18 protein-coding genes are annotated in these 21,030 nt (G+C 65.2%); 10 read left to right on the top strand and 8 right to left on the bottom strand.

Going from position 1 to position 21,030, the window contains the following annotated elements; translation table 11 throughout:
- The 4 genes from NFI08_RS10725 to NFI08_RS10710 form a co-directional block, all read right to left on the bottom strand.
- Complete coding sequence (locus NFI08_RS10725) at positions 1-1,014, bottom strand: ABC transporter permease (RefSeq protein ID WP_349589261.1); 1,014 nt, start codon at positions 1,012-1,014, stop codon at positions 1-3.
- Positions 1,011-2,597, bottom strand: a complete 1,587-nt coding sequence (locus tag NFI08_RS10720) for a sugar ABC transporter ATP-binding protein (protein WP_221621124.1) — start codon at positions 2,595-2,597, stop codon at positions 1,011-1,013. Before NFI08_RS10720 ends, NFI08_RS10725 begins: the two co-directional genes overlap by 4 nt.
- Positions 2,598-2,649: 52 nt before the next feature.
- A complete protein-coding gene (locus tag NFI08_RS10715; RefSeq protein WP_124802272.1) occupies positions 2,650-3,663 on the bottom strand; it encodes an ABC transporter substrate-binding protein in 1,014 nt (337 codons plus the stop codon).
- Between the two features lie 78 nt (positions 3,664-3,741).
- On the bottom strand, positions 3,742-5,211 hold the full coding sequence (locus NFI08_RS10710; RefSeq protein ID WP_349589256.1) for an aldehyde dehydrogenase family protein: 1,470 nt from the start codon (positions 5,209-5,211) through the stop codon (positions 3,742-3,744).
- Positions 5,212-5,502: 291 nt separating this feature from the next.
- Here NFI08_RS10710 and NFI08_RS10705 point away from each other — a divergent pair, with 291 nt between their 5' ends.
- The 5 genes from NFI08_RS10705 (at position 5,503) to NFI08_RS10685 (ending at position 10,847) form a co-directional block, all read left to right on the top strand.
- Complete coding sequence (locus NFI08_RS10705; RefSeq protein WP_108131711.1) at positions 5,503-6,204, top strand: FCD domain-containing protein; 702 nt, start codon at positions 5,503-5,505, stop codon at positions 6,202-6,204.
- Positions 6,201-7,892, top strand: a complete 1,692-nt coding sequence (locus tag NFI08_RS10700; RefSeq protein WP_349589253.1) for a GMC family oxidoreductase — start codon at positions 6,201-6,203, stop codon at positions 7,890-7,892. The genes NFI08_RS10705 and NFI08_RS10700 overlap by 4 nt, the downstream gene beginning before the upstream one ends.
- A 73-nt stretch (positions 7,893-7,965) precedes the next feature.
- Entirely contained in the window at positions 7,966-8,940 is a 975-nt protein-coding gene (locus tag NFI08_RS10695; protein WP_231498535.1) for a sialic acid TRAP transporter substrate-binding protein SiaP, read from the top strand.
- Positions 8,941-8,958: 18 nt separating this feature from the next.
- A complete protein-coding gene (locus tag NFI08_RS10690) occupies positions 8,959-9,570 on the top strand; it encodes a TRAP transporter small permease (RefSeq protein WP_124802268.1) in 612 nt (203 codons plus the stop codon).
- Positions 9,567-10,847 carry a TRAP transporter large permease gene (locus NFI08_RS10685; protein WP_108131714.1) on the top strand — a complete coding sequence of 427 codons (1,281 nt, stop codon included), beginning with the start codon at positions 9,567-9,569 and terminating at the stop codon, positions 10,845-10,847. Before NFI08_RS10690 ends, NFI08_RS10685 begins: the two co-directional genes overlap by 4 nt.
- A gap of 247 nt (positions 10,848-11,094) precedes the next feature.
- On the opposite strand, the gene NFI08_RS10680 is transcribed toward NFI08_RS10685, so the two are convergent.
- The gene (locus NFI08_RS10680; RefSeq protein WP_045994113.1) at positions 11,095-11,859 is read right to left on the bottom strand and encodes an SDR family NAD(P)-dependent oxidoreductase; all 765 of its coding nucleotides are present in this window, start codon (positions 11,857-11,859) and stop codon (positions 11,095-11,097) included.
- 394 nt (positions 11,860-12,253) lie between these two features.
- Here NFI08_RS10680 and NFI08_RS10675 point away from each other — a divergent pair, with 394 nt between their 5' ends.
- The 4 genes from NFI08_RS10675 to NFI08_RS10660 all read left to right on the top strand — a co-directional run bounded on the left by NFI08_RS10675 (position 12,254) and on the right by NFI08_RS10660 (position 16,417).
- Positions 12,254-13,000 carry a ribonuclease activity regulator RraA gene (locus NFI08_RS10675; protein ID WP_045994114.1) on the top strand — a complete coding sequence of 249 codons (747 nt, stop codon included), beginning with the start codon at positions 12,254-12,256 and terminating at the stop codon, positions 12,998-13,000.
- A 75-nt stretch (positions 13,001-13,075) separates the two neighbouring features.
- Complete coding sequence (locus NFI08_RS10670; protein ID WP_083970552.1) at positions 13,076-14,095, top strand: Bug family tripartite tricarboxylate transporter substrate binding protein; 1,020 nt, start codon at positions 13,076-13,078, stop codon at positions 14,093-14,095.
- A 202-nt stretch (positions 14,096-14,297) separates the two neighbouring features.
- Entirely contained in the window at positions 14,298-14,825 is a 528-nt protein-coding gene (locus NFI08_RS10665; RefSeq protein ID WP_349589246.1) for a tripartite tricarboxylate transporter TctB family protein, read from the top strand.
- Between the two features lie 62 nt (positions 14,826-14,887).
- Positions 14,888-16,417, top strand: coding sequence for a tripartite tricarboxylate transporter permease (locus tag NFI08_RS10660; protein ID WP_108449895.1), 1,530 nt, complete (start codon positions 14,888-14,890; stop codon positions 16,415-16,417).
- A 29-nt stretch (positions 16,418-16,446) separates the two neighbouring features.
- Here NFI08_RS10660 and vapB read toward each other — a convergent pair whose 3' ends face one another.
- From vapB to NFI08_RS10645, 3 genes are all read right to left on the bottom strand, one after another.
- On the bottom strand, positions 16,447-16,734 hold the full coding sequence (gene vapB / locus NFI08_RS10655) for a type II toxin-antitoxin system VapB family antitoxin (protein ID WP_349589243.1): 288 nt from the start codon (positions 16,732-16,734) through the stop codon (positions 16,447-16,449).
- Between the two features lie 265 nt (positions 16,735-16,999).
- Positions 17,000-18,580 (bottom strand): aldehyde dehydrogenase (NADP(+)), encoded by a 1,581-nt coding sequence (locus NFI08_RS10650; RefSeq protein WP_349589240.1) that lies wholly within the window; start codon positions 18,578-18,580, stop codon positions 17,000-17,002.
- A gap of 222 nt (positions 18,581-18,802) precedes the next feature.
- Positions 18,803-19,579, bottom strand: a complete 777-nt coding sequence (locus NFI08_RS10645) for an SDR family NAD(P)-dependent oxidoreductase (protein ID WP_222515339.1) — start codon at positions 19,577-19,579, stop codon at positions 18,803-18,805.
- A gap of 454 nt (positions 19,580-20,033) precedes the next feature.
- On the opposite strand from NFI08_RS10645, the gene NFI08_RS10640 reads away from it, so the two are divergent.
- Complete coding sequence (locus tag NFI08_RS10640) at positions 20,034-20,999, top strand: Bug family tripartite tricarboxylate transporter substrate binding protein (RefSeq protein WP_286985186.1); 966 nt, start codon at positions 20,034-20,036, stop codon at positions 20,997-20,999.
- Positions 21,000-21,030 lie beyond the last annotated feature (31 nt).

Genomic DNA, 21,030 nt, shown 5'->3' with positions numbered 1-21,030 from the left:
TCAGTGGGCTCCTCTGGGCGTCTGGAGGTACACCGCCAGCACGATGATGGCGGCCTTCACCACCAGCGCCACCTCGTCGGCGACGCCATTGGCGAGCAGGGTATAGCGCACCACCTGAATGATCGCGGCGCCGAGGATGACCCCGGCGATGGGGGCCTTGCCGCCCTTGAGCAGGGCGCCGCCGACCACCGCCGCGGCGATGGCGTCGAGCTCCATCAGGTTGCCGTTCTTGGCTGCGTCCGAGGCGGAATTGATGGCCACGGTGATCAGCCCGGCGAGGCCGGCGAGCAGAGCACAGCTGGTGTAGGCCGCGAGCTTGACGCGGGTCACCGGGACCCCGGCCATGCGTGCCGCCTGGGGGTTGCCGCCGGTGGCCAGCAGGTAGCGGCCGTAACGGGTGCGGGCGATGACCCAGGCCACCACCAGGGCGATGACCACCACCAGCCAGCCCTGGAAGGGCAGGCCGAGTAGCCGACCGGCGCCGAGGAACTCGAAGGCGGGATTGTCGAAGGTCTGCAGGTTGCCGTTGGTCAGCACCTGGGCCAGACCGCGGCCGGAGATGAACAGCACCAGGGTGGCGATGATCGGCTGCACGCCGAAGCGACTGACCAGCACGCCGTTGAACAGCCCACAGGCCACGGCGACCGCCAGGGCCACGACGATGGCCACCAGGGTCATCGCCAGCGGCGCCTGCTGGCCGAACTCCGACAGAAAGATCAGCGGCGCCAGGGCACCGGCCAGGGCCATCACCGCGCCCACCGACAGATCGATGCCACCGGTGGCGATGACCAGGGTCATGCCGATGGCGACGATGGCGATGGTCGACACCTGGGAGACATTGACCGACAGCGTCTGCCACTCGAGAAAGTTGGGGGTGATCGCGACATTGAACAGGATCAGTGCCAGCAGGGCGAAGAGCAGCGCCAGGCTGCGGGGATTCACCGGCATGGCCTGGCGCCATCGCGGGCTGGCCGACCGGGGCGTCGCCTGACGGGAGGAGTGGAGCGACGTCATGGTGCGGTCTCCTGGTGGTCGGTGGCGGTAGCAGACGGTGCAGCGTCGTCACGCGCCGCGCCGTCGGCTCGGTCGTGCTGGGCGGTGGCGATGGCGGTGACCAGGGCGTCTTCGCTGAGCCCGGGGTTGTCGAGCACCCGGGTCGAGTGGCCTTCGTGCATGATCACCACCCGCTGGGCGCCCTCGGCGAGTTCCTCGAATTCCGAGCTGATCATCAGCACCGCGCCGCCCTGGGCCTGATAGTCCTGGACGATGCGCTGGATCTCGCGCTTGGCGCCGATATCGACGCCACGGGTCGGCTCGTCGAGGATCAGCAGTCGCGGCTGGGTCGCCAGCCAACGCGCCAGCAGTACCTTCTGCTGGTTGCCGCCGGACAGCTGGCCGATGGGTTGTTCCATGGAGGCGGTCTTGATCTTGAGCGCCTCGATAAAGTGTGCGGCGAGTTCGCGCTCGCGCCGCCTTTGAATGACGCCACGACGGCTCAGCGTACCGAGCAGGGGCAGGGTCATGTTCTCGCGCACGCTCATCTCGGGGATGATGCCCTCGACCTTGCGGTCTTCGCTGAGCAGCGCCACCCCCGCAGCGATGGCGTCGCGGCTGTGGCGGGGGGCGTAGCGCTGGCCGGCCAGCCGCATGCTGCCCCGGGTGGTGCGATCGAGCCCGAACAGGGCGCGGGCAAGCTCGCTGCGACCGGCCCCGAGCAGACCTCCGAGGCCGACCATCTCGCCCTGATGCACCTCCAGCGAGGCGCCTCGCAGGCCCTTGTCGGTGGCCAGGGACTCGACCTCGAGCAGCGTCTCGTCGGTGTCGAGTTCCATCTCACGAAAGCTGGTGGTGCCGCTTGCCTGGATGTCCGAGGCCTTGCGGCCAAGCATGGAGGCCACCAGCTCCAGGCGTGGTGTCTCGCTGAGGGTACGCTGCTCCACCGTGGCGCCGTTGCGCATGATGGTGGCGCAGTCGCACACCGCGTAGAGCTCCTCGAGGAAGTGCGAGACGAACAGCACCGAGGTGCCCTGGGACTTGAGCAGCCGGATGACCTCGAACAGCCGCTGGACCTCGCGTTCGTCCAGCGAGCTGGTCGGCTCGTCCATGATCACCAGCCTGACCTGCTGGGACACCGCTCGGCCGATGGCCACCAGCTGCTGGATGGCGGTGGAGTACTCGCTGAGCGGACGGCGGACGTCGATGTCCAGCCCCAGCTCCTCGAGCACCGTGCGGGCCCGTCGATGGGCCTGGGGCCAGTCGATCCCGCCCCACCAGTGAAGCGGCTCGAAGCCCATCATCATGTTCTCGGTGACCGAGCGCAGCGGCACCAGGTTGAGCTCCTGGTAGATGGTGGCAACGCCAGCCTGCTGCGCCCGGCGCGGGCCGGAGAAGGCCACAGGCTTGCCGTCGAGCAGGATCTGGCCGCTGGTCGGTGTGTAGACCCCGGTCAGAACCTTGATCAGGGTGGACTTGCCCGCCCCGTTCTGGCCGATCAGGGCGTGCACCTCACCCGGCGCGATCGTGAGTGAGGCGCCGTCGAGGGCGACGGTACCTCCAAACCGCTTGTGGATGTCGCGCATGTCGATAAGCGCTGTCATGACGTGGTACCTGGTTGGAATGTCAGGTCGGGATCAACCGGCGTGGCTCAGCTCAATAGGCGTCGTCGATATGCTCGGCGGCGTTGTCTTGGGTGAAGACACGGTCCTCGACGCGCACCCAGGGCTCGATGGTCTCGCCGGCGGCGTAGCGGTTGAGCACGTCGCAGGCCATCGGACCAAAGCGCGGCGACGACTCGACGCTGACCCCGAGCTTGCCGTCGAGGATCGCCTGCAGGGCGTCGCGGGTGCCGTCGATGGAGACCAGCAGCACGTCCTCGCCTGGGGTGCGTCCGGCCAGTTCCAGCGCCTGGATGGCACCGATGATCATCTCGTCGTTGTGGGCGTAGACCACGTTGACCTCAGGATGGGCCTGAAGCAGCGTCTCCATCACCTGGCGGCCGGTATCGCGGGCGAAGTCGCCGGACTGGGAGGCGATGATCTCCATGTTGTCCTGTTCGGCGATGACCGCATCGAAGCCTTCCTTGCGGTCATTGGCCGAGGAGGCGCCGGTGGTGCCCTCGAGCTCGATGATGTGGGCCTGATCGCCTTCGAAGTTATCGACCAGCCACTGGGCGGCGATGCGCCCCTGCTCGATGAAGTCGGAGCCGAGGAAGCTGACATAGTGCTCACCGGCCTTGGCGACCTCGTCATCGACGATACGGTCGACCAGGAACACCGGGATGCCTGCCGCACGGGCCTTCATCACCGCCGGGATCAGCGCCTTTTCCTCGCGCGGGGGCAGGAAGATCGCATCGACGCCCTGGGCGATCATGCTGTCCACGTCGGCGACCTGCTTGGCGGCGGAACCGGCCGCGTCGGTCACTGTCAGCTGCCAGTTGCACTCGGGGGCAATATCCCGAAACGACTGGGTCTCGGCGATGCGCCAGGGGTTGTTGCTTTCCATCTGGGCGAAGCCCACCCGGTAGCTGTCCTTCTGTTCCAGCGGCGGCAACTGCTGGGCCCAGCCGGGCATGGCGGAAAGTCCCAGCAGGGCGGCGGTGGCAAGCCCCGCCAGGCGGCGGGCGCGGGGGTGACGGGCAGTCGGGGAGTGGTGGGTCGAAGGCATCGTGTTCTCCTGGGCTATTGTGCTTGTTGTCAAAAGAGCACCGCGTCGGCAGTGCTCCGTGCTGCAGGGAGGGGGCGTTCAATCGCCCCAGTTGACGTACATCGTCTGCTTCTTGAAGTAGGCGGAAAAACCGTACTTGCCGTCCTCGCCGCCGACGCCGGAGTGGCCCCAGCCCGAGTGATAGGCGTGGACCTGCTCGCCGTTGGCGCGATTGAAGTAGATCTCGCCGAAGCGCAGCTCCGAGGGCAGCCGCATCAGCCGCTTGAGGTCGCGGGTGAAGACATAGGCCGAAAGGCCGTAGGAGGTGTCGTTGGCGAAGGCCAGGGCCTGCTCGAAGTCGTCGACCCGCTGGATCGGCACCACCGGTCCGAACACCTCGTCGTCGATCAGCGGTGAGCGATTGTCCCGGGTCTCGACGATGGTCGGGGCGATCCAGTAGCCCTTGGCGTAGTCGCCTGAGTCGAGCGGGCCGCCTTCGAGCAGCACGCTGTCGCCCTGGGCGATACCGCGCTGGACCATGGCGGCGACCTTGTCGCGTTCGCCACGGCTGACCTTGGGGCCCATGTCGGGGTCATCCAGCGGATTGCCGATGCTCAGTGCGCGCGAGGCGGCGATGAACTTGTCGATGAACTCGTCGGCGATCTGGCGATGCAGGTAGATACGCTCGCTGCAGGTGCAGATCTGGCCGCAGTTGGTATAGCGCGCGGTGACGGCGGCCTTCACCGCGGCGTCGACGTCGGCGTCTTCCATCACGATGAAGGGCGCCTTGCCGCCGAGCTCCAGCCGCACGATCTTGAGTTCCTCGGCGGCGCTGCGAAAGATCTGGCGCCCCGCCCGGGTGCTGCCGGTCATGGTGATCAGGTCGGTGTCGGGGTGCTCCACCAGCGCCTGGCCCACCACCGGTCCCTGGCCGGTCACCACGTTGAAGACGCCGGGCGGAAACCCGGCGCGCTCGGACAGCGCCGCCAGATAAAGTCCGGCGAAGGGGGTGATCTCGTGACCCAGGAGGATAAAGGTGTTGCCCGCCACCAGGGCGGGGCCGGCCTTGCGCGTGGCCAGGGCCGCCGGATAGTTCCAGGCGGCCAGTCCGGCGACCACCCCGAGCGGCAGCGAGCGAATCTGAATTTCCTCGTGGCGATTGTCCGAGGGCAGAATGTCGCCTTCGATGCGTCTGGCCCACTGGGCGCTGTAGCGCAGAAATTCGCTGCAGGCGCCGACCTCGCCGCGAGCCTGGGACAGGGGTTTGCCCTGCTCCAGGGCAATCAGCCGGGCGAAGGGTTCGAGATGGCGATCGATCTCCTCGGCCCAGCGGGTCAGCAGCTTGCCACGCTCGTTGGCCGGTCGCCTGGCCCAGTCGGACTGAGCCCTGGTGGCCGCGGCGACGGCGGCGTCCACGGCGGCGGCGTCACCGGCGGGGACCTGGCCAAGCAGCGCCTCGCTGGCCGGGTTGTCCACCTCGATGGCGTGGGAGCCGGCATGCTCAAACCAGCTACCGTCGACCCACATGCGGCCTTCCAGGGGGGTGGCACCGAACTGTTGGAAATCCATGGGGCGTCCTCTGTTGGGTAAGGCCATAACGATGATTGGGTAACGCCAGAACAACGTTGGGGTGGTCAGAACGTCTGTTGGATAACGCTGAAATGACGTTTGGTACGACCATATACTGTTGATGGTCGAGGTGGCTGGCAAGCGTAAGGTACTACGACCATTGTCTATATTTTCTTCAAGTTTATGAAATATAGAGATTTTACGGGTTGTTATGGCGATATTGGCCATTGGTTGTAGTTGTTGGTCGAGAATTTAATGATTAGTTTGGTACGACGATAAACGAGGTGTTGTATGAGCGGACGCAGTGCGGACTCGATCACTCTGGATATTGAGCGCTCCATCGTTGCCGGCGAGCTGGAGGAAGGACGTCCGCTGCCCGCTGAGCGGGCGCTGATGGAGCAGTACGGCGCCAGTCGCACCGTGATTCGCGAGGCGATCACCGCGCTCACCGCCAAGGGATTCTTGAAGAGTCGTCCGCGCTATCGCCCGATCGTCTGTCGCCCGGATGCGAGTTCGGCGATGCAGGCGGCGGGAGGGGTGATCAAGCACCTGCTCGATAACTCCCGAGGCGTACATGACCTCTACCAGGTGCGGGTGTTGTTCGAGCGGGTGCTGGTGCGGGACGCCGCCACCGGGGCGGGCAAGGACGACCTCAAGCGGCTGAAGGATGCACTGGACGACAACCAGGCGGCGATCTGCGATTCCGAGCGCTTCTACGCCACCGACGTGGCCTTTCACCGGGTGCTCTACACCATCTCGGGCAACCCGGCCTATCCGGCCATTCACGCAGGCTTTGTCGAGTGGCTGGCGCCCCAGTGGAGCCGGATGCCACGCAGCGAGCAGCGCAATCACGACAACTTCCTGGCACACCAGGCGATCTACGAGGCCATCCTGATGCGTGATCCCGACGCGGCGGAGCGCGCCCTGGTCGATCACCTCGAGGCCTCATGGGAGTTTGTGCGCAGCACCTTCTTTGCAGGAGAGAACGAGTGAGCGACGTCGATCATATTGTTGTCGGGGGCGGGGCCGCCGGGTGCGTGGTAGCCGCCCGCCTGGTGCGCGAGCAGGGTGCCAGGGTGCTGCTTTTGGAGGCGGGCTCGTCCCACCACCACCCGCTGCTCGACATGCCCCCGGGCATCTTCAAGATGATCAATGGCTCGAAGTTCATGCGCTATCACCAGACCGAGCCGCAGGCTCATCTGGGGGGACGCGTCCACGACATTCCCCAGGGCCACGTGCTCGGCGGCGGCACCTCGGTCAATGCCCAGGTCTACATGCGCGGGCGGCCCGAGGACTACGACGACTGGGATCGGCGACTCGCCGGCAACGCGGCGAGGGCCGACTGGTCCTGGCAAGGGGTGCTCGAGCACTTTCGCCGGATGGAGGACAACGACCGCCTGGTCAATGATCGCCACGGGCGCGGCGGGCCACTCAAGGTCTCCGACCCCGGTCATGTGGATGTGGCCTCGCGCTGGTTTATCCAGGCCGCCCAGGCGGCGGGGCTGCCCTACAACGGCGACTTCAATGGCGAGCGTCAGACCGGGGTCGGCTTCTATCAGTTCATGAATCGGGCGGGCAAGCGCTGCTCTGCTGCCTACGCCTACGTGGAGCCGCTGCGCGAGCACCCGGGGCTCGAGGTCGCGCTCGACTGCGAGGTCCAGCAGGTACTGGTCGAAGACGGACGCGCCGTGGGCGTCGAGTACCGCGACCGCAAGGGCAAGGTGCACCGGGTGCGCGCGCAGGGCGAGGTGATCCTGGCGGCGGGTGCGCTGGTGACCCCGAAGCTTCTGATGCTCTCGGGTATCGGGCCGGCCGAGCAGTTGGCGCAACACGACATTGCGGTAAAGGCGGACCTGCCGGGGGTGGGGCAGAACCTGATCGACCATCCCGAGGTGCCGATCACCGCCTACGCCAGGACCCCGTGTGGCTACTATCGCCAGGGCGTCGGCTGGCGGATGCTGGCCAACGGGCTCCAGTTCAAGCTGTTCGGCAGTGGCCCGGTGACCTCGGCCGGGGTCGAGGCGGGCGCCTTCGTCAACCCCGTCGATCCTCAGGCGGCACCGACCATCCAGGCCTTCTGCGTACCCATCGTCTACCTGGACCGGGATACCCGGGACGCGCTCAAGGACGACTACGGCCTGACGGTGACCACCGTGGTGGTCAAGCCCAAGGCCAGAGGCAGCGTTCTTCTGCGCTCGGCCGACCCCGGCGACATGCCGCGGGTGTCGCCCAACCTGCTCGGCCATCCCGACGATATGCAGGCGATGGTGGAAGGGCAGAAGTTCTTTCTGCGTGCCTTCGAACAGTCACCGCTCAAGGAAAACCTGCACGGTGTGGCCTTGCCCTTCGCCGGAAGCGGCGCCAGCGACGATGAGCTGCTCGAACACTGCCGACGCTTCGTCAAGACCAACTACCACCCGGCCGGAACTGCGGCCATGGGTGCCGATGACGACCCCATGGCGGTGCTCGACGCACGACTGCAAGTTCGTGGGGTGCGCGGGCTGAGGGTCTGCGACATGTCCGCGGTGCCCGATATACCCGCCGGCAACACCACCGCCCCGGCGATGATGCTGGGCAGCCGCTGCGCCGACTTTATCGGCGAGGATGCGGGCCTGGGGCAGGACGCCCGGCGCGACGCTGCAGCGCCCGAGGCGAAGGCCACCGGGGCGGCGATGCATTGATCTACTGAACGGATTTTCAAGCACCGACAGCAACCGACAGCAACCAATAGCAACAATGAAAAAGGAGCATCCGATGACACGCCTGACTCTTCTGCCGCTGACCCTGAGCGTAGGTCTCGCCGCCGCCGCCAGTGCTGCCCAGGCTGCCGACACCGTCCAGTGGGCCCATGTGTACGAACCCTCCGAGGCCTACCATCACTGGGCCGAGTGGGGCGCCGAGCAGATCGCCGAGCGTACCGACGGTCGCTACGAAGTGGAGGTCTTCCCCGCCTCGACCCTAGGCAAGGAGGTCGAGATCAACCAGGGGCTGGTGCTCGGCACCGTCGACATCATCTACACCGGCCAGAGCTTCGCCGCCCAGACCTACGGGCCGCTGGCGCTGTCCGACGCCCCCTTCGTGTTCCGTGACTACGAACACTGGAAGGCCTACGCCGACAGCGAGCTGTTCGCAGAATTCGCCGACGGCTACCGCGATGCCTCCGGCGGCAACGTGATCCTGGGTGACTGCTACTACGGCCAGCGCCACGTGACCTCCAATACCCCCATCGTCGAACCCGCCGACATGGAAGGCCTCAAGATTCGGGTGCCCAATGCGCCCATCTACAGCCTGTTCCCCCGTGCGGTCGGCGCCCAGCCGACACCGGTGGCCTTCTCCGAGGTCTATCTGGCCCTGCAGCAGGGGGTGGTGGACGCCCAGGAGAACCCCTTGCCGACCATCCGCGCCAAGAAGTTCTACGAGGTCCAGGACTACATCAACCTGACCGGCCACGTGACCGGCTCCAACCTGATCGTTGCCGGCGGTCCCTTCTTCAACGGCCTGTCCGAGGAGGATCAGCAGATCTTCCGCGAGGTGCTCGGCGAGGTGGCCAGGAAGGTCTCCGACGATGTGCGCGAGCAGGAGCTGGCATCCATCGACTGGTTCAAGGAGCAGGGCGTGGAGGTGCTGGAGGTCGAGCGTGAGGCCTTCCGCGAGAAGACGTTGCCGGTGCTCAACGGCGACGAGGCGACCTGGACCCAGGAACAATTCGATCGCTTGCAGGCGCTGTAACGCCTCGGGAATAACGCTATGAACCACACTGACAGCGAGGCTCTGGGCCCCGCACGGGCATCCCGGGAGGATGCCCGTGAGGGGCCGCAAGGCCCGGATATCGACTTTGACGACGACGGCCCGACCTTCGCCTGGCGCGACATCGGGCTTGAGGACGCGCTCACCCTGGTGGTCTTCTGGACCATGGCAGCGGTGGTGTTCGCCCAGTTCTTCAGCCGCTACGTGCTTGGCTCGCCGCTGGGCTGGACCGAGGAGGTCGCCCGCTATCTACTGATCTGCGTCGGCTTTCTGGCGGCGACCGTGGGGGTGCGCAAGCGCAGCCACATCCGCCTCGAACTGCTGTATCGCTACCTTCCCCTGCGTGCCTCGGCGGCGATGATCTGGCTGGTCGACCTGGGCCAGCTCGTCTATTTTGTGCTGCTGGGGTGGGTCACCTGGAAGATCCTGCCGCTGATGAGCGCCCAGAAGATGACCTCGATGGCGGTCGGCATGGACACACTCTACAGCGTGGTGCTGTTGAGCATCGCCATCATGGCGCTGCGTCAGGCCTGGCAGCTGGTGCGGGCGAGCGGTCCGAAACAGTGGCTGGCGGCGCAGCGAGCTGACACCACCGGCGAGGAGGCATCATGACGCTACTGGTCCTGTTCGGAGGCCTGCTGCTGATGCTGGTGATGGGCTTTCCGGTGATGGTGGCGCTTGGCGCCTCGTCGCTGGCGGCGATCCTGGTCGATGGCAGCGTCCCCGACTTTATCGTGCTGCACCGTATGGTCGGTGGCATGGACAGCTTCCCGCTGCTGTCGATTCCCTTCTTTGTCCTGGCCGGTGCGCTGATGAACTCGGCCGGTATCACCAGTCGTATCTTCGATTTCGCCAGGGCCCTGGTGGGCTGGATGCCCGGGGGGCTCGGCCACGTCAACGTCGGCGCCTCGGTCATCTTTGCCGGCATGTCCGGTGCCGCAGTGGCCGACGCCGGTGGGCTCGGCGCGATCGAGATCAAGGCGATGCGCCGGGCGGGCTATGACCCTGGCTTTTCGGTGGGTATCACTGCTGCCTCGTCCACCATCGGGCCGATCATTCCGCCTAGCCTGCCGCTGGTGATCTACGGCGTGATGGCCTCGGCCTCGATCGGTCAGCTGTTCGCCGCCGGCCTGGTGCCGGGACTGTTGATGGCGCTTTCGCTGATGCTGATGGTGGCCTGGTACGCGGTGCGTTATCAGTATCCGCGTGACGTCGGCTTCGCCCTGGGCTGGATCGCCTTGACCTTCCGTCGTGCCTTTCTGTCGCTGCTGACCCCGGTGATCATCGTCGGCGGCATCGTGCTTGGCATCTTCACCGCGACCGAGGCCGCCATCGCCGCGGTGATCTACGCCATGCTGCTGGGGGCGGTGGTCTATCGCACCCTGACCTTCAAGAGACTGCTGGCGGTCACCATGGAGACCATCGAGACCACCGGGATCATCATGATGATCATCGCCGCCTCGTCGATCTTCTCCTGGCTGCTGACCAGTCATCATGTGGCCGAGAACTTCGCCAACTGGATGCTGGCGGTCACCTCCAACCCCACCATCATCCTGCTGTTGATGACGTTGATCCTGTTCGTGGTGGGCTGCTTCATGGAGACCATCGCGGCGATCACCATCCTGGTGCCGATCCTGCTGCCGATCGCGGTCAATCTGGGCGTCGACCCGGTGCAGTTCGGTATCGTCATGGTGCTGAACCTGATGATTGGCCTGCTGACGCCACCGGTGGGACTGGTGCTCTACGTGCTCTCGCAGGTGTCCAAGGTGCCCTTCGAACGCTGCGCCTCGGCGACCCTGCCGTTCCTGATCCCGCTGTTGATCGTGTTGATGCTGGTCACCTTCGTGCCCTCCATCTCGCTGTGGCTGCCGACCTTGATCTATCGCTAGGCGCTGTCCGAAAAGTCGACGAGCGAAGGTTAGACAAGGCAAAAATCGGTGAGAAAGCGCAGTTTACGGGGTGTAAATGAGCATTTTGATCCGATTTTTAACGCCGTATTACCGAGCGCAGGCACTTTTCAGACAAGCCCTAGCATCGAGCAGGCAAGGGGACACGTTGCGCCCCTGACAACCAACGCCCCCGACGTCTTCGTCGGGGGCGTTTGCTTGAGGGGGGCGCGATGGTGCGTCCTCCTGCCTATCGCCCCATCCAGCCGCCGTCCACGGTCATCACGCTGCCGTGCATATAGTCCGAGGCGCTGGAGGCCAGAAACACCACCGGTCCCTTGAAGTCAGCGGCGTCGCCCCAGCGACCGGCGGGGATGCGCGCGAGGATATCGCGAGAACGCTCGGGATCGTCGCGCAGTGCCTGGGTGTTGTCGGTGGCGATGTAGCCAGGAGCGACGGCGTTGACGTTGACCCCGTGGGCGGCCCATTCGTTGGCGAAGGCCTTGGTCAACTGGGCGATGCCGCCCTTGCTGGCGGCGTAGCCGGGCACGGTGATGCCGCCCTGAAACGACAGCAGCGAGGCGGTGAAGATCACCTTGCCGCTGCCTCGCGCGACCATCTGCCTGCCGATCTCTCGGGTCAGCACGAAGGGGGCGCTCAGATTGACGTCGATGACCCTGTCCCACAGCGCATCGGTGTGCTCGGTGGCGGGGGCGCGTTCGATGGTGCCGGCGTTGTTGACCAGGATATCGATACGCCGGTCGGCAAGCTGCTCGACCATCGCCATCAGCGCGCTGCGGTCCGACAGGTCGCAGGCGATCCCTGTGCAGTCTCGCCCCAGGGCGCGAACTCGCTCGCCCAGGTCGCCGCCGTCGGCGGTCATGCTGGTGCTGACGGCGATGATGTCGGCACCGGCTTCGGCCAGGCCCAGCGCCATGGCCGCGCCGATGCCGCGTCTCGCGCCTGTCACCAGGGCGGTCTTGCCGTCGAGTGCAAAGGTCGTCAGTACAGCCATCGAAAATCTCCTGAGTGATCGGACAGGCATGTATAGCAACGGGGGGTATCAGCCTAGTGGGCATCCCGGGCGCGGGAAAGGCCGGGGAGGGGCATCGTGCGGATGGCAGTGCTCCGTCTCGACCACATCTTGTACCTTTTAAAGACAAATTCTTTCTTATTAGACCTATGTCTAAGGAGCAGGCATATTGATCGATCCTGAGTGGAAGTTGTTTTTCAAATAATTGAAATTAAACGTTTAAATGGAATGTTTCGGGTTCTCGGTGTGGTCTCGAGTGCCGTGTTAAGGTCAAGGTGAAAGCCAAGTTGTAAAAAGTTGTTTGAAAAGCCTTCCGGCGCTTCCTATAGTGACTCCGTCAACGAACAACCCAGTTTGCCAGCGATAGGCGGAGCCCATGAGCATCATCAACGATTACCCCCACGCAGAGCTGTCCAACCTGACCCGCGAGCGACTGATGCGGGCTTCGACGGCGTCGCTGCACACCCTGCTGCACAAGCGGGGTCTGAAGAACACCTATATCCAGAACGTCGGTCGCATGAACAAGAGCCAGGTCAAGATGGTGGGGCAGGCCTACACCCTGCGCTATATCCCGGCCCGCGAAGACCTGGACGTGGTGGCTGCCTTCCGTGATCCGGAGCACCCCCAGCGTCTGGCGGTGGAAAGTGTGCCGCCTGGCCGCGTACTGGTGTCCGACTGCCGTCAGGACGCCAGCGCCGCGAGTGCCGGCAGCATCCTGTTGACCCGCCTGCAGGTGCGCGAATGCGCGGGCTTTGTGTCAGACGCCGGTGTGCGTGACTCGGAGTACGCCGAGAGCATGTCGATGCCGGTGTTCTGCACCAAGCCCAGCGCCCCGACCAACCTGACCAAGCACCACGCGGTGGATATCCAGCAGCCCATCGGCTGTGGCGGCGTGCCGGTCTATCCCGGCGACGTGCTGGTCGGCGACGGCGACGGCGTCATGGTGGTGCCGCTCGAGCTGGCCGACGAGATCGCCGAAGAAGCCAGTGGCATGGAGGCCTTCGAAGCCTACGTGCTGGACAAGGTCAACAACGGCGCGGCGGTCATCGGTCTTTATCCGCCGAACGAACAGGCCCAGGAGGAATACCAGGCCTACCTGCGCGAGCAGAAGTCTCGCGGCTGAAGCAGCAGTCGCGCGGCCAGACAAGCGCCGCCTCATCTATCCCCACACAATCACAAAATAATTCCAGGAGTCGCCATGTTTGCTCTCACTCCCCTCAACGCCACCCTCAGCACGACCCTGCGCAAGCGCCTGATCAAGGGGGCGACCGGCGCTACCCTGGCCGGTGTGGCGCTGGCCGCGGTCGTCGCCGTGCCCACGGCCCAGGCCGACTTCCCCCAGCGTGACATCCGCATGATCGTGCCCTGGCCCGCCGGCGGCGGCGCGGATGCGATCTCGCGCAAGATCAGCAATCTGGCCGAGCAGTCGCTGCCGACCTCGATCTACGTCGAGAACATCGGCGGGGCGGTGACCGCCACCGGCCTGATGCAGTTGGCCAAGGCGCGTCCCGACGGCCACACCATCGGTGTGCTGACCTACGACAGCGTCGTCACCCTGCCGCGGGGCAACATGGTGCCCGGCTACTCGCTGGACAAGCTCGAGCCGTTCGCCCGTGTGACCCAGGAAGCCGACGCCATCGTGGTATCCAAGCAGTCGGGCTTCACCTCCTACGAGGAGCTGATCGAGGCGGCCAGGGAAAATCCCGGCACGGTGCGCATCGGTGTGGCGCCCCAGGGCTCTGGTCCCTACCTGGCGGTACGTCGCCTGGAGGCGGCCACCGGGGTCACATTCAACGTGATCTCCTATCCGGGGTCGTCCACCGCCGAGGCCGAGGCGCTGCTGTCCGGCGAGATCGACGCCGCCATCTCGAGCCTGGGGGACTTCTCCGGAATCCTGTCCTCGGGTGATGCGCTTGGCGTGGTCGAGCTGTCCGGTTCGCAGAACCCGGCCTATCCCGAGGTGCCGCCGATCTCCGAATTCGACGTGGATCTCGAGACCGGCAGCTTCATCGTGCTGGCGGCGCCGGCCAATACCCCGGAAGACGCCATCGAGACCCTGGAGTCGACCTACCACGAGGCTTATCAGAGCGATGAGTTCCAGCAGTGGGTCACCAGTATCGGTGTCACCCCGGGCTGGCTCGGCAGCGAGGAAGTCAACGAGTGGATCGGCAGCTACCAGGAGCGGACCTTCGCCGCCATGGATGAGCTGGACCTGTAAGTCCGGGGTGCAAGGTCCGGGGCGGAAAGTCCGGTGAAAAGTCCGGTGAAACATGTCTGAGCTTCACGCAGCGACCTTCCGCTTCCTGCCTCCATCTGGAGCGGGCGGGTAGAGCACCTGCCTCTGCCGGCCCGCTTCACTTCCCTTCCAACGAACACTGTGTTGTCGGTCTCCCGTCATTGGGGGCCGAGAGAGGTTTCGCATGTCTCGTTCATCTTCATCTCTGCTGGCGCGTGCGCTTGGCCTTGGCCCTGGCTCCAGTGCTGGCGCGATCCGTTTCCACGGCGTGCTGGCGCTGCTGGCCCTGGGCTACCTGATCGGTGGCCTGGCGATGGGGCCTCCGCTGGAGGCCGGCAAGCTGACGCCATCCTTCTTTCCGTTGCTGATCGGTGTGCTGGCCACCGTGCTGTGCGTGCTGCAGTGGTGGTCGTCGGTGCGCAGCGCCGGTGCCCTGGATCGGGACAACGCGGCCGATGAAGGCGATAGGCCGAGGGCCCGTCGTCTTTCGCCGGAGCTGACCCTGATGCTGGCGACTCTGGTCTATGTCCTGGTGTTTCAGTCACTCGGCTATGTGCTGCCCACCCTGGTCTATGTACTGGGCGTGATGCTGTTGTTCTCGGGGCTCGACAAGTGGTTGAGCAAGGCCCTGATCGCGCTGGCCATTACCGCGGTGGGCTTCGTGCTGTTCAACCAGGTCTTCAACGTCCGTCTACCGACACTCTGGGGGTGAGCCATGACGACTGATGCAACCCGCTCGGCGCTCGCTGCCGGGCGACACGCCGGGGGTGACCCATGGACTTCCTGACCCAGGTGCTGGCGAGCTTCGGTTTGCTGCTCAATCCCACGGTGCTGTTCTATGTGGTGGCTGGCTTTCTGATCGGCACCGTGTTCTCGGCGATTCCTGGCCTGACCGCGACCCTGGCGCTGGCGCTGCTGCTGCCGCTGACCTACAGCCTGGACGTGACCACGGCGCTGATGGCCTGTGCCAGCATCTATATGGCCGGCATGTGTGGTGGCAGCATCACCGCTACCACCATCAATATTCCCGGTGCTCCCTCGTCGATGATGACGGCGCTGGAGGGCTACCCGATGCAGCAGCGCGGCGAAGGGCCTCTGGCGCTGGGCCATGCCTCCTTCGCCTCGATGATCGGCGGCGTGTTCGGGGCGGTACTGCTGGTGCTGCTGGCGCCCTTGATCGCCGACCTGTCGCTGCTGGTGCAGACCACCGGCAAGTGCGCGCTGATCCTGTTTGCGCTGATCGTCATCGTCATCGCCCAGCGGGGCAATGTCCGCCGTGCGGCTATCGCCGCCTGTCTGGGGCTGATGCTTGCCACCGTGGGGCTCGACGCCATGGTGCCGGTGGCCCGGTTCAGCTTCGGCATGGGTGACCTGGCGGCGGGAATCGACCTGATGCCGGTGATCATCGGTACCTTCGCCATCAGTGAGCTGTTGACCCAGCTTGCCGAGAACGACAAGGCCCAGGCCATTCGCGATAAGCTCAAGGGAGTGGCGAAGATTCGTCGCCGCGACTTCATCCCGTCGCGTTCGGCGATCCGTCGTATCGGCGCGGCCTGCTATCTGAAGTCTTCCACCATCGGCTATCTGGTAGGCACGCTGCCCGGAGCCGGGGGCTCCATGGGTGGCTTTCTGGCCTACGTGGAAGCGGTGCGTACCTCGCGCGAGCCGGACAGCTTCGGCAAGGGCAATCCCCAGGGGATCGCGGCGGCGGAAAGCGCCAACAACGCGGTCTGCGGCGGCGCCCTGGTGCCCATGTTGACCTTCGGTATCCCGGGCGACCCGATCACCGCCATCGTGCTCGGTGTGCTGGTCATCAACGGCATCCAGCCGGGGCCGCAGCTGATGGAATCCCAGGCCGGGCTGATCGCGCCCATGCTGGCGGCACTGATCTTCAGCGCGCTGATCCTGATTCCGCTGACCATGTACCTGCTCGGGCCTTACTTTATCCGCATCGTGCGCATTCGCCGTGATGTGCTGTTTGGCTCGATCGCCATGCTGGCGGTGGTGGGCAGCTACGTGGCCACCTACTCGACCTTCCAGATGATGATGACGCTGGTCATGGGGGTACTGGCCTTCTACCTGAGAAAGCACGGCTATCCGGTGGTAACGCTGCTGCTCGGCTTTATCCTCGGCCCGGGCCTCGAGGAGTACCTGCGCCGTTCCCTGACCCTGTCCAACGGTGACCTGACGGTCTTCGTGACCCAGCCAGACAGCCTGTTCTTCATCGTGCTGACCGGGGTTTTCGTGTACTTCCTGGCGATCCGCAAGCCGGTGCAGTTGAAGGGTAGCCAGAACACGACCTGAGGCCCGTACAGATTCCAGAGCAGGAAACTTCAGCGCCTGTCCGACGGCACATCGCCCGGGTCAGGCGCTTTTTTTGGTTCATGACGCCGAGCGGAAGGGGCGGGCGAGTGGCCTGGTTGCCCACGATCCTCCATGAAGTCTTCGCTCGCTCCCTCCGCGTCAAACCAGTCGTCCCAGGTCTTGTCGGCAGGAGTGCGAGCGCCTCTTTGAGCTGTGGAGACGAAAACAGCCCTGTTTACGTCCTCGGCAAGAGCGGCTGCCTCTGGTAGGCGTACCGCCTGGGAACGGTTGGATGGAAAGACGTAGCCTTTACTCATCGTGGCGAGCCTCTTGTATGTAAAGGATGTGCCTAGCCTAGGCGAGCTTGGTCCTTGAAGGGCATCTCCGGGGTGTCTCAGGGGCATCTTGGGGGCATTTCTGGGCAGACGCGACAAGTCGGGGCCCGCTGGAGCTCAGATCGACACCATCAAAAAAGGCCCTCGCCGGTGGCGAGGGCCTCGTTGATGGTGCGCCAGGGACGCCGGTGGGCTGGCGTCGCCTGTTGTAGAGAAGCAGAGAAGGAGAAAAAGAAAGAACGCTGAGTTAGCGCTTGCCGTTCACCTGGCGGGTCAGCCCCAGAGGGTTGTCGGCCTTGAGGCTGTCCGGGGCCAGGGCCTCGGGCATCGCCTGGTAGCACACCGGGCGCAGGAAGCGCTGGATCGCAGCGCTGCCCACCGAGGTGGTGCGCGAGTCGGAGGTCGAGGGCCAGGGGCCGCCATGGACCATGGAGTGGCACACCTCGACGCCGGTGGGCCAGCCGTTGAACAGGATGCGACCGGCGCGACGCTCAAGCAGCGGCAGCAACTGGTCGGCCAGCGCGTAGTCGGCTTCCTCGAGGTGGACCGTGGCGGTCAACTGGCCTTCCAGCGCGGTCAGCACCTGCTGCATCTGTGCTACCGAGTCGCACTCGACGATCAGCGCGCAGGCTCCAAAGACCTCGTCATGCAGAGCGGCGTTGCCGATGAAGTCACTGGCGCTGGTGCGCAGCAGGTGCGGCTGGCAGGGGCAGGCAAGATGGCCGGTGGCCTTGCCCTTGGCGACCAGGCTGACGCCCGGCTGGTCGACGAGTTGGGCGACTCCCTGCTCGTAGGCGGCGTGGATGCCGGGGGTCAGCATCAGCTGTGGGGCGGCTTCGCGTACCGCGGCACCGGCCTGCTCGACGAAGCGCTCAAGCGCGGCGCCGGACAGTGCCAAAATCAGCCCCGGGTTGGTGCAGAACTGACCGGCGCCCATGGTCAGCGACGCGACGAAGGCGTCGCCCAGGGCCTCGGCGTTGGCTTCCAGGTGTTGCGGCAGCAGCAGCACCGGATTGATGCTGCTCATCTCGGCGTAGACCGGGATCGGCTGGGGGCGCGCCTGGGCGGTGCGCAGCAAGGCGGTGCCGCCGTTACGCGAGCCAGTGAAGCCTACCGCCTGGATGCGTGGGTCCTTGACCAGGGCCTGGCCGAGCTCGCTGCCGCTGCCGTAGAGCAGCGAGAACACGCCCTCGGGCATGTTGCTGCTCTTGGCGGCCTGTTGCAAAGCGCGCCCGACCAGCTCCGAGGTGCCGGGGTGGGCGGAGTGGGCCTTGACGATCACCGGGCAGCCCGCGGCCAGCGCGGCGGCGGTATCGCCGCCGGCCACCGAGAACGCCAGCGGGAAGTTGCTGGCGCCAAACACCGCCACAGGACCCAGCGGCACCTGCTGCTGGGCGAGGGAGGGACGCGGCATGGGCGCGCGCTCGGGCAGGGCGTCCTCGATGCGCACGTCGAGATAGTCACCGCTGCGCAGGACCTCGGCGAACAGTCTGAGCTGTCCGCAGGTGCGGCCACGCTCGCCTTCAAGGCGTGCCCTGGGCAGGCCGGTCTCGGCCATGGCGCGCTCGGTCAGGGTGTCGCCGAGGGCATCGATATTGTCGGCTGCCGCCTCGAGAAAGGCCGCACGGTCGCCAAGCGGCAGGCGGCGGTAGGCCAGGAAGGCGTCCTCGGCCAGCTGACAGGCGCGCTCCACCTCGGCCCGGCCCGCCAGGGGGTAGGCCGGGGCAAGGGTCTCGCCGGAGGCGGGGTTGACCGCCGAGATGGTGCGTCCGTCGGTGGAACCGGCCACCGAGGAAAAGCCGATCAGATGATGACCTTCGATTGTCATGGGGACTCCTGTTATTGCGCAGTGAAGATGATGAAAGGTGGCAAGGGGCGGCCGCTGCCAAACCGGGGTCGACACGCACGAAACCTGCGATCGCAGTACGCACGAACGCCGAGTAGGGGAGTGGATAGCGAAGCGGCCGGAAGCATGTCCGGCCGCTCGGGGCTCAAGGGGTAGACGTCGACAGCGCCGCCACGCCGGTGGCCCGGGATGCTGCGATATGCCTCAGGGGCACATCTGGCCGCCGTTGACGTCGATCACCTGGCCGGTGATGTAGCCGCTGGCAGCGTGGGAGGCCAGGAACAGGAAGGACGGTGCAACCTCCTCGGAGGTGCCAAGGCGGCCCATGGCGATGGTGGAGGCGATCTTCTCTTTCACCTCAGCGCTCTTGTCGGCGTGGAAGGCGGTGTCGATGGTGCCCGGAGCGACGATGTTAAAGCGCACGTTGTCCTTGGTGAATTCCTTCACCCAGTTGCGATGCAGGTTGTGCAGCATGGCCTTGGAGCCGCCGTACAGAGAGGCGCCGAGGCCACCGCCTTCGCGACCGGCGATGGAACCGGTGCTGATGACGCTGGCGGTCTCACCGCGCTTCTCGGCGGAGGCCTTAAGGTGCGGCATGGCGAAGCGGGTGGTCATGATCACCGAGCGCAGGTTCAGGTCCATCACAAGGTTGAAGTCGTCGTCCTCGAGCGACTCGAGGCCCTTGCGAACGCCGAGGCCGCCGGCGTTGTTCACCAGCACGTCAAGGCTGCCGAACTGCTCGACAAATTCGTTGACCAGGGTCTCGCATTCGCCGCTCTTGGTCAGGTCGCGCTCATAGTAGGCGAAGCGCGCACCCTCGGACTCCAGCTGGGCAATCAACTCCTCGGCGGCGCTGTCCTTCTGGCTGCTGTTGATGCCGACGATGGCACCCTGGCGGGCGAAGGCCACCGCGGCGGCACGACCGATGCCCTTGGTGGAGCCGGTGATAAGGACGGTCTTGTCGTTGAGATCGGCGAACATGAAGTGCTCCTGAACGAATCGGGCCTGCAACAGGCCGCATCATGGATGTTGATAGGAGAAAGGAGGGCGCAGCGCGACCAGCCTGGGATTGTGGGATAAACCTTAGCCTAGCGCCTGATGGACTTCAAACAAATACTAACAAGTGGGCATGGTACTTTGGTCTTGTGGGCAGGGAGCTGCTGTCAAAGAGAACTTTGGAAAGCCCGGTGCTTACGACTGGTAAATTGTTTAGAGTGTTGTAATTACAAGGTTTTAATGAGATGCCGGCGATCGATTTTTCCTCTCGTCAGGTGGCGGTGACGGTTCGCCTACGGGGCCCGTTAGCATAAAGTATAAGTTGTAATAACTTGTCTAGTTGGCGTCGCGGCGGCACTCTTGCAAGCGTTCTTTCCGGTGGCGGGTCGCCACGACCTTGACCGGATCCCCAGACGCTCGACGACAAGAGAGATAACTCATGCGAACGCTCCCACGCCTGCTTTGCGCCTCCCTGCTGGTGGCCACCTCCACGGTTGCCGTCGGTGACGACTATCCCTCCAAGCCGATCACCCTGATCGTGCCCTGGTCCGCCGGTGGCGGCACCGACGCTGTCGGTCGTCAGTTTGCCGCCGGTCTGCAGGAAGAGCTGGGGCAGCCGGTCAACGTGGTCAACCGTACCGGTGGCTCCGGTGTGGTCGGCCACATGGCGATGAAGATGGCGCGTCCCGATGGCTATACCCTGGGCCTGGGCACCGCCGAGATCGCGACCTATCGCCATATCGGCACCGCCGACCTGTCCTACGAGGACTTTACCCCGATCGCGCTGCTCAACCTCGATTATGCGGCCTTCACTGTCAACGCCGAGTCGCCCTGGCAGAACCTGGAAGACGCCCTGTCCGACCTGGCCGAGTCACCCAACGAGTACACCGTATCGGGTTCTGCGCCAGGTGCTGCCTACCACCTGTCGTTCGCCGGCTTCCTCGATCAGCAGGGCATCGATCCGAATACCGTCAATCTGGTACCCAGCGAAGGCGCCGCGCCGGGCCTGCAGGAGCTGGCGGCGGGCGGTGTCGACATCGTCTTCTCGTCGCTGCCGGAGACCGAGTCCATGCGCGAATCCGACCGCGTCCGCACTCTGGCGGTGCTGTCCAGTGAACGCGAAGAAGCCTTCCCGGATATCCCGGCGGCCGGCGAGGTGACCGGTGATGACTGGTCTCACGGTTCCTGGCGTGGCCTGGTCGGCCCCGAGGGTCTGCCTGAAGACGTCTCCGAGCGCCTGTTGAGCGCCGCCGAGACGGTGTGGAACTCCGAGGACTTCCAGTCGTTCATGGACGGTCGTGGCTTCGGCGCCGTGTGGGAAGGCCCGGAAGGTTTCGAGGCATTCATGGCCGAACAGGATGCCAACAACGCCTCCATCATCGACAAGCTTGGCCTGGCCCAGTAACCGAGAGTCCAGAAACTGAACGCCCAGTAAC

The sequence above is a fragment of the Halomonas sp. EF61 genome (assembly GCF_040147045.1).
Classification (GTDB): Bacteria; Pseudomonadota; Gammaproteobacteria; order Pseudomonadales; family Halomonadaceae; genus Halomonas; species Halomonas litopenaei.
The sequence above is the reverse complement of the archived record's forward strand: the minus strand, read 5'-3'. Positions and strand labels throughout refer to the sequence as shown.

Coding starts and splice junctions, on each gene's coding strand:
- NFI08_RS10725 (WP_349589261.1), bottom strand. CDS start 1,014: ATGACGTCGCTCCACTCCTCCCGTCAGGCGACGCCCCGGTCGGCCAGC.
- NFI08_RS10640 (WP_286985186.1), top strand. CDS start 20,034: ATGCGAACGCTCCCACGCCTGCTTTGCGCCTCCCTGCTGGTGGCCACC.
- NFI08_RS10720 (WP_221621124.1), bottom strand. CDS start 2,597: ATGACAGCGCTTATCGACATGCGCGACATCCACAAGCGGTTTGGAGGT.
- NFI08_RS10680 (WP_045994113.1), bottom strand. CDS start 11,859: ATGGCTGTACTGACGACCTTTGCACTCGACGGCAAGACCGCCCTGGTG.
- vapB (WP_349589243.1), bottom strand. CDS start 16,734: ATGAGTAAAGGCTACGTCTTTCCATCCAACCGTTCCCAGGCGGTACGC.
- NFI08_RS10695 (WP_231498535.1), top strand. CDS start 7,966: ATGACACGCCTGACTCTTCTGCCGCTGACCCTGAGCGTAGGTCTCGCC.
- NFI08_RS10685 (WP_108131714.1), top strand. CDS start 9,567: ATGACGCTACTGGTCCTGTTCGGAGGCCTGCTGCTGATGCTGGTGATG.
- NFI08_RS10670 (WP_083970552.1), top strand. CDS start 13,076: ATGTTTGCTCTCACTCCCCTCAACGCCACCCTCAGCACGACCCTGCGC.
- NFI08_RS10715 (WP_124802272.1), bottom strand. CDS start 3,663: ATGCCTTCGACCCACCACTCCCCGACTGCCCGTCACCCCCGCGCCCGC.
- NFI08_RS10660 (WP_108449895.1), top strand. CDS start 14,888: ATGGACTTCCTGACCCAGGTGCTGGCGAGCTTCGGTTTGCTGCTCAAT.
- NFI08_RS10665 (WP_349589246.1), top strand. CDS start 14,298: ATGTCTCGTTCATCTTCATCTCTGCTGGCGCGTGCGCTTGGCCTTGGC.
- NFI08_RS10710 (WP_349589256.1), bottom strand. CDS start 5,211: ATGGATTTCCAACAGTTCGGTGCCACCCCCCTGGAAGGCCGCATGTGG.
- NFI08_RS10705 (WP_108131711.1), top strand. CDS start 5,503: ATGAGCGGACGCAGTGCGGACTCGATCACTCTGGATATTGAGCGCTCC.
- NFI08_RS10650 (WP_349589240.1), bottom strand. CDS start 18,580: ATGACAATCGAAGGTCATCATCTGATCGGCTTTTCCTCGGTGGCCGGT.
- NFI08_RS10675 (WP_045994114.1), top strand. CDS start 12,254: ATGAGCATCATCAACGATTACCCCCACGCAGAGCTGTCCAACCTGACC.
- NFI08_RS10690 (WP_124802268.1), top strand. CDS start 8,959: ATGAACCACACTGACAGCGAGGCTCTGGGCCCCGCACGGGCATCCCGG.
- NFI08_RS10645 (WP_222515339.1), bottom strand. CDS start 19,579: ATGTTCGCCGATCTCAACGACAAGACCGTCCTTATCACCGGCTCCACC.